The 16,605-nt window shown below is 70.9% G+C and carries 9 protein-coding genes; 3 read left to right on the top strand and 6 right to left on the bottom strand.

The genetic code is table 11. From position 1 onward, the window contains the following. Positions 1-15: 15 nt before the first annotated feature. On the bottom strand, positions 16-2,778 hold the full coding sequence (locus WMF24_RS15775; protein ID WP_437737231.1) for a hypothetical protein: 2,763 nt from the start codon (positions 2,776-2,778) through the stop codon (positions 16-18). Positions 2,779-3,124: 346 nt separating this feature from the next. Next, positions 3,125-3,709: a hypothetical protein gene (locus WMF24_RS15770; protein WP_437737230.1), complete on the bottom strand. Its 585-nt coding sequence runs from the start codon at positions 3,707-3,709 to the stop codon at positions 3,125-3,127. A 418-nt stretch (positions 3,710-4,127) separates the two neighbouring features. On the opposite strand from WMF24_RS15770, the gene WMF24_RS15765 reads away from it, so the two are divergent. Next, positions 4,128-5,708 carry a BNR repeat-containing protein gene (locus tag WMF24_RS15765; RefSeq protein ID WP_437737229.1) on the top strand — a complete coding sequence of 527 codons (1,581 nt, stop codon included), beginning with the start codon at positions 4,128-4,130 and terminating at the stop codon, positions 5,706-5,708. A gap of 153 nt (positions 5,709-5,861) precedes the next feature. On the opposite strand, the gene rpsD is transcribed toward WMF24_RS15765, so the two are convergent. The 4 genes from rpsD to WMF24_RS15745 form a co-directional block, all read right to left on the bottom strand. After that, on the bottom strand, positions 5,862-6,473 hold the full coding sequence (gene rpsD / locus WMF24_RS15760; RefSeq protein WP_437737228.1) for a 30S ribosomal protein S4: 612 nt from the start codon (positions 6,471-6,473) through the stop codon (positions 5,862-5,864). 140 nt (positions 6,474-6,613) lie between these two features. After that, entirely contained in the window at positions 6,614-7,402 is a 789-nt protein-coding gene (locus WMF24_RS15755; protein ID WP_437737227.1) for a class I SAM-dependent methyltransferase, read from the bottom strand. A gap of 36 nt (positions 7,403-7,438) precedes the next feature. Then, complete coding sequence (locus tag WMF24_RS15750; protein ID WP_437737226.1) at positions 7,439-8,053, bottom strand: hypothetical protein; 615 nt, start codon at positions 8,051-8,053, stop codon at positions 7,439-7,441. A 229-nt stretch (positions 8,054-8,282) separates the two neighbouring features. Further along, positions 8,283-10,301: a DUF6055 domain-containing protein gene (locus tag WMF24_RS15745; RefSeq protein ID WP_437738811.1), complete on the bottom strand. Its 2,019-nt coding sequence runs from the start codon at positions 10,299-10,301 to the stop codon at positions 8,283-8,285. 735 nt (positions 10,302-11,036) lie between these two features. On the opposite strand from WMF24_RS15745, the gene WMF24_RS15740 reads away from it, so the two are divergent. Then, positions 11,037-13,100, top strand: a complete 2,064-nt coding sequence (locus tag WMF24_RS15740; RefSeq protein ID WP_437738810.1) for an alkaline phosphatase family protein — start codon at positions 11,037-11,039, stop codon at positions 13,098-13,100. 103 nt (positions 13,101-13,203) lie between these two features. Next, the gene (locus tag WMF24_RS15735) at positions 13,204-16,602 is read left to right on the top strand and encodes an alpha/beta fold hydrolase (protein ID WP_437737225.1); all 3,399 of its coding nucleotides are present in this window, start codon (positions 13,204-13,206) and stop codon (positions 16,600-16,602) included. Positions 16,603-16,605 lie beyond the last annotated feature (3 nt).

Genomic DNA, 16,605 nt, shown 5'->3' with positions numbered 1-16,605 from the left:
AAGAACGAGGCCGCGCTACGCCGCCAGATCCTCCACCGCGATCCGCTTTCGCGCGACCGGCCGCGGCGCGACGTCGTTCAGGACCACGCCGAGGATGCGGCGATCGCCGAGCTGCTCGGCGGCCCGCGTGAGCGCCGTACCCCGGGTCAGCGAGGCCCGCGCGACGAGGAGGATGCCGTCGCAGGCGTCCTCGATGACGTTGGCGTCGCCCGAGCCGAGGACCGGCGGGCCGTCGATCACCACGTAATCGTAGTAGCGCCGGAGCGTGCGCAGCGCGGCCTCGAAGTGGACGGAGTGGAGCGCCTCGGGGTAGCTCGCCTCGAGCGACGGCTCCGCCAGCACGGAGAGCGACGGGCTCACGGCGACGACGCCGAGCGGGCGGGCCTGGCCCGCCATGCGCCGCCGGAGCTGCTCCGAGAAGCCCGCGTGCGCGGGCAGGCGGAGGCCCAGGAGCGCCGCGACCCGGGGGCGCGCGAGGTGGCCCTCCACGAGCAGGACGCGCGCGCGCTCGGCCTCGGCGAGCGTCATCGCGAGGCGGGTCGCGAGCGCTGTCTTGCCCTCGGCCCGGCCGGGGCTCACCACGGCGACGGCGAGCGGCTCGCCGCCGCGCCGCTGATCGAGCCGGTGCCGGAGCACCCGGAGCGCCGCGAGCGCCTGCGCTGGCGCGCCGCGGAGCAGCTCGAAGACGCCGCACCCCTCGGGGTCGACGTCGGCGCCGAGGATCTCCACCTCGGGCTCGCCGTACGCGGCGCCGCCCGTGTACGCGAGGGCGCGCGCGCCCACCCAGGCGAGCGGCGCCTCGGGCGCGCTCCAGGACGACTCGGGGAGGACGTCGGCGCCGTCGAGATCCAGGTCGTCGGGGAGCACGTCCTCCCGGGCGAGATCGGGCGGGGCGGCGTCCTCCGGCTCGGCGGGTGCGTCGGGCGGCGCGGCGCCGTGGCCAGGCGCGCCGGCCGCCTCGCCGCCGTATCCAGCAGCGCCGGCCGCCTCGCCGCCGTATCCAGCAGCGCCGGCCGCCTCGCCGCCGTATCCAGCAGCGCCGGCCGCCTCGCCGCCGTATCCGGCCGCGCCGGCCGCCTCGACGCCGTATCCGGCCGCGCCGGCCGCCTCGACGCCGTATCCGGCCGCGCCGGCCGCCTCGACGCCGTACGCGGGCACCACCGCGCGCTCGCGGAGCGGGGGGCGCCCCGGGAGCTCCGGCATCTCGGCCAGCAGGGCGGGGCCGCCGAGCGCATGGATGTCGCCGCCGTCGTAGAGCGTGTCGTTGAGCAGCACCCGCGCCCCGGCGACGCCGAGCGCGAAGAAGAACGTCACCGCGGCGCCCGCGAAGAACACGCGACCCCGCCCGCGATCGGGGCGGCTCGGCAGGTAGGCCGCGTCGAGGATGTCGAGCTCCGTCTCGCTCTTGTTCTCGGCCGCGTCCGCGGACAGATTCGCGGCGCGCTCGTTCGCCTGCACCGTCTTCAGGTACTCGCGGGCGCGCTCGAGATCGAGGCGGAGCCGGTGCCACTCGGTCTCGAGCTCGATGATGCGCTCCTCGGCGTCCTCGCCGGCTCCCTGCGGCGCGCTCCGCTCCCCGCCGCTCGCCGCGCTCGCCGGCGAGGAGCGCTGGCCCTCGCCGCCCGCCGCCGCCCGGGCGCCGCCGCCGCGCGCGCGCAGGCCCGCGATCTGCCGGAGCAGCGCGCTCCGCTCCGCCTCGAGCGCCGCCCGCCGCGACGGCGTGAGCGCGCGCGCCTCGCCGCGCGGCACCTCGGTGAGGCCCGCGCGCACGAGGCCGAGCGCGCTCTCGGCGGCCGCGAGCTGGCCCTTCGCCGCCTCGACGCGGCGCTTCGCGGCGATGGCGTCCGGGTGGAGCGGGGTCACTGTCGTGAGCCTCTCGGCCAGCGCCGCCTCCGCCGACGCGACCGCCGCGGCCGCCGCGTCGCGGGCCCGCTGCGCCTCGACGACGCTGGGCGGCAGCGGCTGCCCCGGCGCCGCCGCCGGCGAGCGCGCGGCCCCGAGCAGCGCCTCGACGCGGGCGAGCTGCCGCTCGAGCGCAGCGAGCTGCGGATCGACGGGGCGAGCGGGCTGCGCTGGCGCGACCCGCGCCGCCGCAGGCGCGGGCGTGCCGGGCGGGCCGAGCGGCTGGGGCGCGGGCGCGTACGGCGAGTCGTTGAGCCCCCACTGGAACTGCGGATTCCTGGCGAGGAACGTCGCGAGCGCGCGGCTCGCCTCCTCGACCTTGGCGCTCGCCTCGGCGAGCTCCTGCCGCAGGAAGTCGCGGGTCATGGTCGCCGCGCCGACGCTGGCGCGGCGGTAGTCGTCGATCAGGATCTGCGTGAGTCGGGAGACGACCTGCTGCGCCACGTGCGGGTCGTCGTGGGTGAAGGAGACCACGTACGTGTCGCTGCTCTGGGCGCGGAGGCCCACGTGGTTCCTCATCTCCTCGACGGCCTCGACCATCGAGCGGGCGGTCTTCTCCGGGTAGAGCCCGATCTCCTCGATGACGCCGGCGAGCGTCCCGCGCGCGATGAGCGTGTCCTTGAGCTTCGGCCCGAGGCGCGCCGCGCGCGCGGCGCTGCTCTGGGGGTCGCGGCCTGTCTGGATGGTCTCGCGGTAAAGGAGGGTGGCCTCGCTCCGCCACACCCGCTTCGTCGTGAGCGCCATGGCGAGGGAGAGCGAGATCCCGACCGCGATCATCGCGGCCATCCCGCGCCAGTACATCCGGACGCGGCCGAGGACGCTGATGGCGCGATCCAGGCGCTCGCGGGGTGTGCTCTCCGTGCTCAGGCTGGACATGATGTTCCTCGCCGCGTGGGCAGCGCCGCCGGCGCCGCGCGGCGCAGAGGGCGCGCGCGGCGGTGTTTCGCGGCCTCACGGCAAGGCGCGTGCTCGCGGGCGCGTCACCTCGGGACGCACCCGCGTCGAGGAGAGGGAGAGAGGCGGCGAAGGCGGTGCAGGAGGACGGGCGTCGAGGACGTTGCTCATCCAATCAACGCGAGTTCTTGGGCGGACATCGCGTGAGGTGGGCGATCCCCCGGGGGGCAGTACGACGGCAGCTCGCCGGTGAAAGTTGCTCGAAGTCGAGAGACACCTCGTCCCCCGACTGCCCATGAGCGGCCGAAGAGCGGGGATCGACAACCGCTCAGGTCGGCTTCCTGGAGGGCCTTCCGGACGGGATATCCTTGGGGTTGATCGGCAGCCGTAGGTTGATGCAGCGCTGGTAGTTTCCCATCGCGGTCGCGACGATCTGGCGGAACCGCGCGTCGAGGTCATCGCGCCGCGATTCGAGGGCGCGCCGCTCGTGGGGGGAGAGCGTGGCGCTTTGCAGCTCCCGGCGGACGCTCACGAGCTGGTCGTGAATCCGCCCCGCCGTCTTCATGCTCGCCATCAGGTGTTGTGCGCACGCGTCGCGGTTGTTCGAGCCGCGCGTGCCGCCGGGGTTGGCGTCGAGCCCCGCGACCCAGGCCTCGAAGATCTTCTCCGGATCCAGGAGATCACCGGGGTCGCCGGGCTCGGGCGTGCCCGGCGGATACCACGATGCGTCGGGCTTGGGAGCGGCCGCGTCGCCCTGCAACCCCTTCAGGTTCTCGACGACGTTGTCGCTGAGGCGTACGAGCAGCTCCTCCGAAGCCTCGCGGGCATCGGGATCGTCGTGGTTGACGTAGGCGAGCGCGCGATGCGCGGCAGCAAGCGTATCCAATGCGCGAGCCATCTTCTCGTCGGGCATTGCATCACCTCCGGTGAGAATCTTTGAATGCTACGGACGACGCATTGAAAAGACAAGCGGGCGCGCGTGGCCTGCACGTGGCGTGGAATCCTGGGTGAGCCCAAGGCCTCGCGCGGGCGCATGATTTCACCGAGACATCGCGATTCAGCAAGGGCATACCGGAGCGAATCCCGCGCAACCGCCCTCATCACGCAGCAGCGCGGCCTCGTTCGCAAACACCTTGACCAGGTGGTCGCGCAGCGCCGCAACGCGCGCGTCCCTGGTGAGATCGCGGTGAGCCACGCCCGCGGATTCCACCCGAAAGGTGCCCGGATCGAGTCTGTCAGGTCGTGGAAAAATCCGGGGGGGGTCACGACCCGAGGGTCGGGCCGGCGCCGCTTGGCGCCGCTGGAGAACGGCAGTATCGCCGGGCTTCACAATGACCAACCACCTCCCCTGCTCCCTGTTGCTCGCTCTCTCCTCGGTCGTGTGGCTGGCGAGCTGCAGCGACGGAGAGCCCGCCCCGACGCCGGGCAGCTCGGCCTCGAGCGGGGGCGCCGGCGCGGGCGGCACGATCGCTGGCGGCCAGGGCGCGGGCGGGGCGACCCCCGACGCCGCGAGCGCGGGCGGAAGCACCACCGGCGGCGCCGGCGCGGGGGGCGCGGGCAGCGGCGGAGCCACCGCCGCCAGCGCGACGGCCGGCACGGGCGGCGCGGAGCCCGTCGCGCCCGGGATCGTCAAGCGCGGAGAGGGCAAGCTCGCGGAGTCGGGGCTCACCGTCGTGTCGTACGGCGGCTACGTGAACGGCGAGTCGTTCCAGCAGGACGCCATCGTGTCCTTCAACGGCTACCAGTACACGGCCTTCTGGAACAGGAACCGCAACGTCGTCCTCGCGCGCCGCGCGCTGCCGACAGGCCCCGGTGGGGACGCCGGGCCGTGGCAGAAGTTCGACTTCACCGACCACCGGCTCAGCGCCGACGACGCCCACAACACGATCTCCCTCGGGGTCGCGCCAGGCGACGGCACGCTGCACCTCGCGTTCGATCACCACGGCAGCACGCTGCACTACCGCCGCTCGGTCACGGGTCTCCTGACCGACCCGGAGGGCGTCGCCTGGGCCGCCGCGAGCTTCAGCGCCGTGTCGAGCGCGCTCGTCGGCTCGAACACCGTGCGGCTCGTCACCTACCCGCGCTTCGTCACCGAGCCCGGCGGGGACAAGCTCCTCTTCAGCGCCCGGATCGGCGAGAGCGGCAGCGGCGACGAGCACCTGTGGGAGTACGACGCGACAAACCACGCCTGGACCTCGCTCGGCGAGTACATCGAGGGCACGGACGCCAGCATGAACGCCTACCTGCACGGGCTTGCGTACACGCGCGGCGGCTCGCGCCTGCACGCGGCGTGGTGCTGGCGAGACACGCCCGACGCGACGACGAACCACGATCTCCTGTATGTGTACAGCGACGATCACGGGCGCACCTGGCACAACAACGCGGGCGAGAAGGTCGCGACCACAGGCGCGTCCTTCGTGACCCGGAGCACGGCGGGCCTGTCCGTGTGGGCCATCGGCCAGAACCGGGGGCTCATCAACCAGGAGCACATGGCGGTCGACGCGAGCGGCAGGGTCCACGTGCTGCTCTCGCACCTGCCCGACGGGGAGGCCGACAACGCCAACTTCACGAGCGCCCGCTCGCGCAGCGAGTTCTTCCATTACGTGCGCGACACCGACGGGACGTGGACGCGCCACGGGCTCGGCCTGCGGGTCATCGAGAACTTCCGGGGCAAGCTCGCGATCTCGTCCACCGAGAACGTCTACGCGATCCTCCCGGACCTGCGCATCGCGGGCGCCTCCCCGACGGACGGGTACGCGACGTGGACGCTCCTCGACGACACCGACGCGGGGCGGTTCTTCTCCGACCCTCTGATCGACGCCGCCCGGCTCGAGAATTCCGACGAGCTCACCGTGTACTATCCCGAGCGGGGCTCGGTGAACATCTGGGGCCTCGAGTACGCGCTCCAGTGAGCCGCGCGAAGGCCGCCCCCCGAGGGGGCGCGCGGCCTGCAGTGGGCGGCGCCCCCGGGGGGATCAGCGGCCGAGCGCGCGGTCCCACATCGGGAGATGGGGCGCGACGGGGCGCAGAGGCGCGGCGGCCAGCGCCCTTGACGCCTCCTCCTGTCAGAGCCGCTGCGAGTAGTACTCGATGATGAGCTGGACCTGGATCGGGAACGGGATGCTCGTCTCGTCCGGCAAGCTGGTCACGCGCACCTGCCGGGCGTCCTTGTCGACCGAGAGCCACGCGGGGGCCTCCAGGTCCGCTCTCGCGAGGCCGGCCAGGACGGTCTGGTGGTCGCGGCGCTGCGCGCGCACGCTCACCGTCTCTCCGGCGCGGACGCGGTACGAGGGGATGTCGACCCGCTTCCCGTCGATGAGCACGTGCCCGTGGGTCACCATCTGCCGCGCGGACGGGATGGTGCTCGCGAACCCGGCGCGGAAGACGACGTTGTCGAGCCGCCGCTCGAGCAGCTCGATGAGCTTCGTGCCGGCGGCCAGCTTGCTCCGGCGCGCCTCGAGCATGAGCGTTCGGAGCTGCGTGTCGGTGAGTCCATAGTTGAGCCGGATCTTCTGCTTCTCGCGGAGCCGCAGGGCGTACTCGCTGAGCTTCTTGCGCGCCTGGCCGTGCTGCCCGGGTGGGTACGGCCGGCGCTCGGTCTTCTTCGTCGACAGCCCGGGGAGCTCGACCCCGAGCGCGCGCATGACCTTGACGCGAGGTCCTGTGTAACGGCTCATGTCCAGGCCCTCTCCAGAGACGCGCGCGCGTCGCGAGGGCAGAGGGGGGCGGCGCACGGCGCCGGTGCATCAACGAATTCCTGGGGGCTCATCGAGGTCCTTTGTCTTCTTTCCTGTTGTCTTGTCGTGTTCTCGGGGGATCACATGCGCCGGAGGTGGCGGAGGATCGGGAGCTGCGATCCGCGAAGGAAGCGCGCGAGTCCGTTCGTCGTCCGGACGCGGGCGCCGAGCGGCTCGGGGTAATCGCCTTCGTCGAGGACCCGAAGCCACGGAAAGGTCTCGACGCCCCCGCCGTCCCTGTGGAGCTCCGCGTGACGCGCGCCCCTCGCCGTGGCGGGACGGAGGCGAAGGCACGGGGTCGCGTCGAGCAGGAGCTCCACGTCGCGCGCGAGGCGCACGGAGGCCTGGGTCAAGAAGGCGGAGAGCCGCTCGGCGCCGAGCTGGGAGAAGACGCCGAGGCCGAGGATCAACGTGGGCCAGCCGTGCGCGTCGGAGAGCATGTCGATCCAGTGGTCGCAGCCAGGCGACGCGGCGGCGAGCGCATACCGCGGCGTCCGGGGGGCGCGCCGGCGCTTCCATGCGACGACGCCGGAAACGTCGATATCGATCCAGTGGAGCAGGCCGTTGTCGACGCGCGAGAATCGAGTACACGGCCCGGAGAAGAGCCCGATGGCCAACCCTTCCGGGTGACGCCGGAAGAAGTCGCGCACGACATCGTCCACGAGGCGCGTGCGGGTCGCGAGCGGGCGGAGCTCCTGTTCCGTGAAGCCCGCGCGCTCGACGTCCAGCACGCGGGCGAGATGGCGCGCTTCTTCGTCATGGAAGCCGAGGTCGGGCAACGCCTCGGAGGCGTAGGCGCACGCGGCGACACCCGCGAGCTCGCGTCGAGCAAACGAAGGGGCGGAGTCGATGTTGAAAATCATTTTCATTTTCATGACAGATCGACGCGTCTCTTGTCAAGCCAGCTATCGCCCTCTCCCGGCAAGGGCGACCGCTCCGGGGCCTCGTTCACCCCGTCGCTCAGTCGAGCGGCGCGTCAGGTGCGTCGGTCCGGTCCAGCGTGGCGCGGCGGTTGTGCTCCTCGACGCCGCCATGGCCCGGAGCGCGCGGAGCTCGACATCGTCGGCGATGCGCTCTTCGAGGAGGCGCATCGGCGACCCCGGCGTTCGCGCGCTCACCCAGAGGAACGCCGCCGCCTCCCTCGCCGGCGCCGCAGCGCGCGCGCTCGCCCAGCGCGCCGCGAGCTCCGAGACGCAGAGCCCACGGTAGGTGGACGCCTCGTCCACCAGCGCGGCCTCGAGCGCGACGACGAGCCGGCGCGCCGCGCGGGCGTTCGTCAGCGCGCGGTCGATGAGGACGCGCAGGGCCTCGCCGGAGGGCTCGTCCGCGCGCCCGCCGGCCTCCCCTCCCGTCGCGGCGCTCACCATGGCGCCGATGTCCTCGCTCGAGAGCGCGAGCGCGACGATCAGCCGCAGGACGCGCGGCGAGCAGTGCCACGGGCTCGATCCGGCGAGCCCGAGCGGGCCCCTCGCCCGCGGGAGCACGCCCGGAACATGCCCCGAGTTGATAATGACGTTCATTTTCAATAAACTTACGTCAGCCGACATGGCCGGGTCAAGAGGTTTGCGGGGCGGCGACCCGTCCCGGGTTGGGGGCCCGTCCCGGGTTGGGGGGCGACCCGTCCCGGGTTGGGGGGCGACCCGTCCCGGGTTGGGGGGCGACCCGTCCCGGGTTGGGCCGCCCGTCCCGGGTTGAGCGACCTATCCCGGGTTGGGCCGCCCGTCCCGGGTTGGGCGACCTATCCCGGCATCAAGGCCGCCAGGCGTACGGCGGCGCGACCGTCACCTCGGTCGCGGACGAGACGCCTGTCCAGTCGCCGGGGACAAAGCCGTAGAACGTGTTGCTCGATTTCGACGTGGCGACGAACTCGACATCGCCGAGCAGCCGCGCCGTCCCGGAGACGGACTGGCCGCCGCCGAACCAGCCGAGCGGGTAGAACGTTGTCTGCACGATCGCCGAGCCGCTCACGTCGAAGCCGCGCGCCTGAATGCCCGCCCCGCCCTGCCCGACAAGGCTGAGCGCCCCGATCCGACCGCCGGAGATCCTGCCGCTCACGATCGTCGCGTGATCCTCGACACGGACGTCGCCGCTCACGTCGCCGCCGAGGATCGTCGCGTGGGGGCCGACATGGACGCTCGACGGCGTGCCCGGGGGCGCGCAGCCGCCGCCGTTCGAGTGCCTCACCGTGCCCGCCGGGCACGCCTCGACCTCACCGCCCTTGAACCCGGCAGGCCAGGCGCCGTCCACCTGCACCATGTACGGATAGCGATAGATCGAGGGATACGGCGGGCCGTCGGAAGGGTTCGTCCACGCGAGCTTCTGGTATTCGGTCGGCGTCGCGACGACCACCAGATAGACGTTCTCGCCCGGGCTGACGCAGAAGCTCAGCTCGCCGTCAGCCCCTCGCTGCAGCGGGCTGTAGCGCGCCGTGGTCAGCTCCGGATCCGTCGCCACGAGGCCCCAGCGCCACCCCGACTTCGCGTCAGCCTGCGTGACGCCCCGGAACACCACCTCCACGCTCGTCGCGTCCGGCTCCAGGTGCAGGCGCACGACGTTGTACCCCCAGCGCTGCGGCGCCCAGTGGTACGGCGACACGAAGCGGCGGCGCTGCGCCCAGTCCGCGTCGAGCGCCTCGAGCCGCGTGAGCCGCAGCCGCCGATCCGTGCGGCCGCGCGACGTCATATCGGGCTCGATCGAGCCATAAGCCCGGCGATACACGCTGGATCGATCGGACCCGTCCGTGGGCGGCGGGTCCCTGTAGTCCCAGGTGATGTTGTGCATCGCCCACTCGCCGAACAGATCGTTGAGCTGCTCGATGTCCCAGCCACGGCTCAGCATGAGCTTCTGCCACGGGTCGCGCTGGCCGCTCGGCGCCTCGAACGTCCACATGTCGTTGACGGCGCCATGGCAGTGCTTGTCCTTCAAGAACTCGAAGAACTGCCAGTTGCAGTAACGGTCGCGCGTGTTCCCGTAATAGAGGTGCGGCATGTTCGGCAGCATCTCCGAGCAGTGAACGTTGTCCCGCCAGATCTGGTGCGGCATCCAGTTCGCGTGGCTCTCGAAGATCCAGCACCCGACGCCGCCGCAATCCGGGAACGCCTGGGTCGTCGACTGCACGCCGTGCATGAACTCGTGGGCGAGCCCCCACCCGTCGCTCGCGGCGCCGGGGCCGATCCACATGCCCATGTAGCTGATGCCGCTCCGGGTCCAGCCGCCGCCCCACAGCGGGAAGTCGTTGTCGAAGTGGACAGCGGCCTTCCACTTGTCCGCCGCGCTGCAGTACGGCTCGGGGAAGAAGATGGGGCTGCCGAAATACGCGTCCCAGATGCTCTCGAGCGTCTCCGCCGCGGCTTCCGCTTGGCTGAGCGTGATGTTGGTCCCATCGGGCCAGTAGAAGGCGAAGTGCTCGGACTCGTGGCGCAGCGGCGCGCGCGTCTCGCCGCCGTCGCGCGGCGCCCTCCACGTGCCTGCCGTGCAGCTCGCCCGCGTGGCCTGGCAGCTCGTCGCCCACGCCGTGCTCGTCGTGCCCTCCTGGCAGGCTCCGGGACCGCCGCCCGTGCCGCCCCCGCCCGTCGAGCCCGCGCTCGCCGTGCCCCCCGTCGCGCCGCCGCTGCCGCCGGTGGCGCCGGTGCCGCTGCCCGCGAACGCCCCCGCGCCGCCGCTGCCCGCGGACGCCCCCGCGCCGCCGCTGCCCGCGGACGCCCCCGCGCCGCCGCTGCCGGATGCAGGCCCCACGACACGCTCCTCCGAGGGCTGACCGCACGCCATGAAGAGCCCGGCGACGGCGAGCGCCAAGGCCCGCGAAAGCCGCTGCTCTGGCAACGCGCCCAGCCTGCGCCGAGCGCCCGCCCGCGCTAGGCCTGGACAGGCGGATCTCTGGGCGACGGCGCGACTGCGAATCTCCCGGGTACCACGAGATCGTTCAAGCATGCTGCATTGTCGCGCAGAGCTCGCCCGCCGTGCAAAGCCAATCACGCCTCCGCCAGAGGTCCGTTGGCGCGAAACAAATCAGCGATCCCCGCGTTCGCCACGGCATGGCCGTGAACACGGGCCGTGCTGCGCAACGCCGCGGAGCGCGGAGCTCTCGGCAGCGTCCCCGGGCGGTCGCGCCGTCCTCACGCCACCGCCTGCGGCGGCCGCGACGGTGCGACAGGGGACCTCATCTCGTTGCAGTACATAGCACCACGCCCGCGCGGTTCACATCGCCGCTCGCCGGGTTACATGGGACACGAGGCGAGGTCGTGTAGGTCGCGATTGTTGTCCGGCACCAAGGTAAATCTTGTGATCAAGAAATGTTCGACATAACCTCCACGTTGCGCTCGGCGGGGCAGCGGGAGCGCAGGGGGTTACGCAGAGCGAATTCGCGGTCCGCTCGTCGCTGGAGCGGCCGTTCGACGCAGTGAGCGCTGGGGAGCTCGTGTCGCTTCGCGCCGCGGGAGATCGTGGAATGCTCCGCGGCTCCGCTGGGCCGGCGCGAGCGCTGGAAGGAGACCGAACGTGACCATGGATTGCATCGAGCACGTCGTGCTCGTGATTCTCGAGAATCGCTCCTTCGACAGCATCCTCGGATGGCTGTACGCGGACGAGGGAGAGGGCCCGGCGCTGAACATCCCGGAGCCCGCCGCAGGCGCGCGCCGGTTCGAAGGCCTGCAAGGCCTCGACCTGGCGGCGTTCACCAACGTCGCGGAGGGGTTCAGCGGCGCCCCCGTCAAGGGAGCCTCGGCCCTGAACGTGCCCTGCGTCGCGCCGAACGAGGAGTTCGCTCACGTCAACGTCCAGCTCTTCGGAAAAGAGCGCGTCGACCCAGGCGATACCCCCACGATGAACGGATTCGTCCAGGACTACGTGGCGGCCCTGAAGAAATCAGGCGTCGCCCACGGCAATCCAGGCGCGATCCGCGCGCTCACGGGAGAGGTCATGGAGAGCTACACCCCCGACCAGCTCCCGGTCATCAACGGGCTCGCAGCGCATTACGCTGTCTGCGACATGTGGTTCTCGTCGGTGCCCTCCCAGACGAACCCGAACCGGGCCTTCGCCTTCTGCGGCACGTCGCTGGGGCTCACCGACAATGGCTGGCTCGAGAAGGACCCGAGGGCCAGGCTGATCGAGGAGAAGGTGGGGCTCGGCCTCGGCGACGACCAGTTCGAGACGAAGACCCTCTGGAACGCCCTCCACGACGCCGGCCACGACGACTGGAAGATCTTCTGGCAGACGAGCACCCTGCCCAGGAAGATATCGTTCGCCCTCACCGGCGGAAAGACCGGCCTCCAGCCGCTCGTCGAGCGCGTCGTCAAGCTCGCGGAGGACCTCGACGCCGATCACCAGAGCTACCTGATCGAGCTCTCGTCCGGCGAGCTCCCGTCCTGCTACACCTACCGGCTCTTCCGCGGCCTCCACACGATCCCCGAGGTCGAGCGCCGCTTCGCGCGGATGGAGGAATTCCACGAGCAGGCGCGCGCAGGGAAGCTCCCGCGGTTCAGCGTCGTCGAGCCGTTCTGGACCGTCTCCGAGGAGTCCACCGACGTCACCTGGATCCAGAGCCTCGCCACCGCGCTCGGCAACGATTACCACCCGCCCGCGAACCTGAGCGCGGGGGAGGCCTTCCTGCAGAGCGTCTACATGAGCCTCATCGCGAACAGGGAGGCCTGGGAGAAGACGCTGCTCATCGTGACGTTCGACGAGGGCGTCGGCACCTTCGACCACGTCGCGCCGCCCGCCGCCGTACCCCCGTGGGGGAGCGGCCGCCCCGGGTTCGAGACCCAGCACGGCTTCAACTTCGATCGGTATGGCGTCCGCGTGCCCGCGATCCTCGTCTCGCCGCGCATCCAGCGAGGCACCGTGTTCCGCTCGACGCGCGAGCAGCCCTATGATCACACCTCGCTCATCGCCACGATCCTCAAATGGTACGGCGAAGAGCGGCAGCTCCCGAGCTTCATGGCGCGCGCCATGGGGGCGCCCACGTTCGAGGACGTGCTCACCCTGAAGGAGCCTCGCCGCGACGAGCGCGACGTCCGGTTCCTCAAGGTGGAGCGCGCGGCGGGGGATCCGTTCAGGTACCTCGAGCGATTCCACCTGAGGAGCCACCTCGGCGAGCGCCTCTCGACCTCCGTCAAGGAACGGACCCTCCTGGGCTTGCTTTCGCCGTCGGATCCCGAGGCGGCAGAGTACTTCCCCACCCTCGGCGGCGAGGCGGTCGCGCTCTTCCTGGAAAAGAGCGCGAGGGAGGCCAGCGCGCACGAGGTCCGCGACGGCGACGACGTCGCCCTCGTCTCGACCGAGATGGAGATCGGCGCAGACAACACGCTGGGCGCATGGAGCGACGCCCGGAATTGCTACTACTTCAACGACTACGACCCGGTCCTCGACGAGAAGCGGTACGAGAAGCAGACCTGGACGATAGAGGCCGAGGTCAAGGACAGGCCCGTTCGCTTCGGTGACGCGGTGGCCTTCAGGAACAAGCGCTCCGGGGAGTACCTGACCCCGAGCAAGAACGGCGTGACGACCCGGAAAGACGTCTATCGCTGGATCATCGAGCCGATCGCCTCACAGGCCGCGCCGGGCCGGTGAACATCGGCTGGGACGACCTCGAACGACCGAACGCAGCGCGGCGGCGCGGCCTCGCGGTGCGCCATGGATCATCAACGAACCTCAACGACGGATGGAGCAGGGCATGAATCGTCTCTCGTCGGACATCGAAGACATCAGCGGTGAATACGACGTCGTCGTCGTGGGCTCCGGTTACGGAGGCGCGATCATGGCGTCCCGGCTCTCGCGCGCCGGCCTCAAGGTCTGCGTGCTCGAGCGCGGGCGGGAGCGGCAGCCGGGCGAGTATCCGAGCACCGCGCTGGAGGCCGTGGAGGAGTTCCAGCTCAACCTCCCGGAGCTGGGTCACGAGGGCTCGCGCACGGGGTTGTTCGATCTGCACGTCAACAAGGACATCGGCGTGCTCGTCGGCTGCGGCCTCGGCGGCACCTCCCTCATCAACGCCAACGTCGCGATCCGCGCCGAGCCCCGCGTCTTCGACGATCCGCGCTGGCCGACCGAGCTCCGCAGCGAGAACATGGAGCACCTGAACACGGGATACATGCTCGCCGAGCGGATGCTCTCGCCGAGGCCCTACCCCGAGAGCAACCCGCCGCTGCGCAAGCTCTCGGCGCTCCAGCGATCGGCGGAGGCGATGGGGCAGCCGTTCCGGCGCCTCAACATCAACGTGACCTTCCAGGACGGCATCAACGCCGCCGGCGTCGCGCAGAAGGCCTGCAACAACTGCGGCGACTGCTGCTCCGGCTGCAACCACGGCGCGAAGAACACCGTCCTGATGAACTACCTGCCCGACGCGAAGCGCCACGGGGCCGAGATCTTCTGCGAGGTGAGCGTGCGCCACGTCGAGCGCCGCGGCGACGGAAAATGGAACGTCCACTACCAGGTACTAGGCACAGGCCGCGAGGCGTTCGACGCGCCGACGCTGGTGGCCACCGCCAAGATCGTCGTCCTCTCCGCCGGCACCCTGGGCTCGACCGAGATCTTGCTCCGATCGAAGGAGCTCGGACTGCCCATCTCCGATCAGCTCGGCAACGGGTTCAGCGGGAACGGGGACATGCTGGGGTTCGGCTATAACTGTACGCCGGAGCTCGACGGGATCGGCTTCGGGCACCGCGCGCCCGGGACCTCTGCGCCCGTCGGGCCGTGCATCACCGGCGTGATCGACATGCGCAACCAGCCGGATCTGAAGGACGACATCATCATCGAGGAGGGGTCGATCCCGGGCGCGCTGGCGCCGCTCCTGCCGCTGATGTTCAAGGCGGCCTCCACCCTCGGCGGCTCGAACACCGCGCCACAGAACGCCCTGGCGCAGGGGGTCCGCGAGGCGGAGTCGCTCCTCCTCGGGGCTTACCACGGCGCGACGATGCACACGCAGACGTACCTCGTCATGGGACACGAGGCGAACACAGGCACGATGCGGCTGGAGAGCGATCAGCTGCGGATCGACTGGCCGTCGGTGGGCACCGAGCCGATCTTCGCGAAGATGAACGCGCGCCTCTTCGAGACCACGGCGCCGCTCGAGGGGATCTCGGTCAAGGACCCGATCTGGTCGCCGAAGATCGGCGACAAGCTGATCACCGTGCACCCGCTCGGCGGCTGCGTGATGGCCGACTCGGCCGACTCGGGCGTCGTCGACCACAAGGGCACCGTCTTCGCGTCGAAGGCGGGCACGGCGGTCCACGAGGGCCTCTACGTGTGCGACGGCTCGGTCATCCCCGTCTCCCTCGGCGTCAACCCGCTGCTCACGATATCGGCCCTGGCCGAGCGCTGCGCGATCCACCTCGCCCGCGACCGCGGGCTCCACATCGACTACTCCGACAAGGGCCCGTTCGTCCCCCAGCCCGCGCCGCGCAAGCCCGGCATCCGGTTCACCGAGACGATGAAGGGCTACTTCTCGAAGGCGGTCGACAGCGACTTCCAGACGGCCGCGGCGCTCGGCAAGCAGGAGGACTCGAGCTTCAAGTTCATCCTCACGATCGTGTCGGAGGACGTCGACGCGATGATCGCGAGCCCGGAGCACGCCGCGCGAACGGTTGGCACGGTGGACGCCCCTGCGCTCTCGGGGCGCCCGCTCACCGTGACGCACGGGACGTTCAACCTCTTCGTGCAGGACCCGGACGCGGCCGACACGCGGCTCATGAAGTACTCGATGCGGCTCGCCTCGGAGGAGGGGCGCTCCTTCTACTTCTACGGATTCAAGGTCATCAAGGACCGGCCGTTCTGGGACGCCTGGCACGACACGACCACGCTCTACATCACGATCCACGAGGGCGAGGACGACAAGGGGCCGGTGATCGGCAAGGGCATCCTCGTGATCGAGCCGGAGGATTTCATCCGCCAGCTCGGGACGCTCGACGTCACGAACGCGAAGAACGCCGAGGAGCGGCTCGCCATCACGGTGAAGTTCGGGCGCTTCTTCGCGGGCGTTGTGTACGACTATTACGGCGGCGTGGCGGCGCCCCTCGAGTACGCCGACTCGAACCCCCCGCCCCAGAAGCGCAGGCCGCTGCGCGTCCCCGGCCCGCGCCTGTACCCGTTCAAGACCGACGACGGCGTCGACCTCCTCCTCACGCGGTACCAGGGCGGAACGAAGGGGCCGGTGATGCTCGCGCACGGGCTCGGCGTGTCGAGCCGCATCTTCTCGACCGACACCATCGAGACGAACCTCCTCGAGCACCTCGTGGCCCACGGCTACGATGTCTGGCTGCTCGATTTCCGGGCGAGCGTGCTGCTCCCCGCGTCGAAGACCCAGTACACGGCCGATCAGATCGCGCGCCACGATCACCCCGCCGCGGTCGCGAAGGTGCGTGAGCTGACGGGCGCGGCGAGCGTCCAGGTCGTCGCCCACTGCTACGGGGCGACGACGTTCACGATGGCGATGCTCGCCGGGCTCCAGGGCGTCCGCTCGGCGGTGATCTCGCAGATCTCCACGCACGTCGTCACGCCGCCTCTCGTGCACCTGAAGGCAGGGCTCCACACGCCGGACGTGCTCGACGCGCTCGGGGTCGGGTCGCTCACGACGAACGCCTCCTCCCACGAGGGGTTCTTCTCGCGCCTCTACGATCGCGCGCTCTCGCTCTACCCCGTCGGGTCCGATGAGCGCTGCGACAGCGCCGTGTGCCACCGGATCTCGTTCATGTACTCCCTGCTCTACGAGCACGCGCAGCTCAACCACGCCACGCACGAGCGGCTCTACGAGCTGTTCGGCGAGGCGACGATGCGCGCCTTCGAGGGCCTCGCGCTGATGACCCGCAAGGGCCACGTGGTCGACGCCGACGGAAAGGACGTCTATCTGCCGCACCTCGACCGGATGGGGATCCCGATCCGCTTCATCCACGGCGCGGAGAACCAGTGTTTCCTGCCGGCGAGCACCGAGAAGACCGTCGAGGTGCTGTCGGCGAAGAACGGGGCGGGCCTCTATTCGCGCAACGTCATCCCCGCGTACGGCCATATCGACTGCATCTTCGGCAAGAACGCGTCGGCGGACGTCTATCCCTTCATCGTCGAGCACCTCGACAGGACCTGAGCG

Origin of the sequence: Sorangium sp. So ce1335 (assembly GCF_051521615.1) — a bacterium.
Taxonomy (GTDB): domain Bacteria; phylum Myxococcota_A; class Polyangia; order Polyangiales; family Polyangiaceae; genus Sorangium.
The sequence above is the reverse complement of the archived record's forward strand: the minus strand, read 5'-3'. Positions and strand labels throughout refer to the sequence as shown.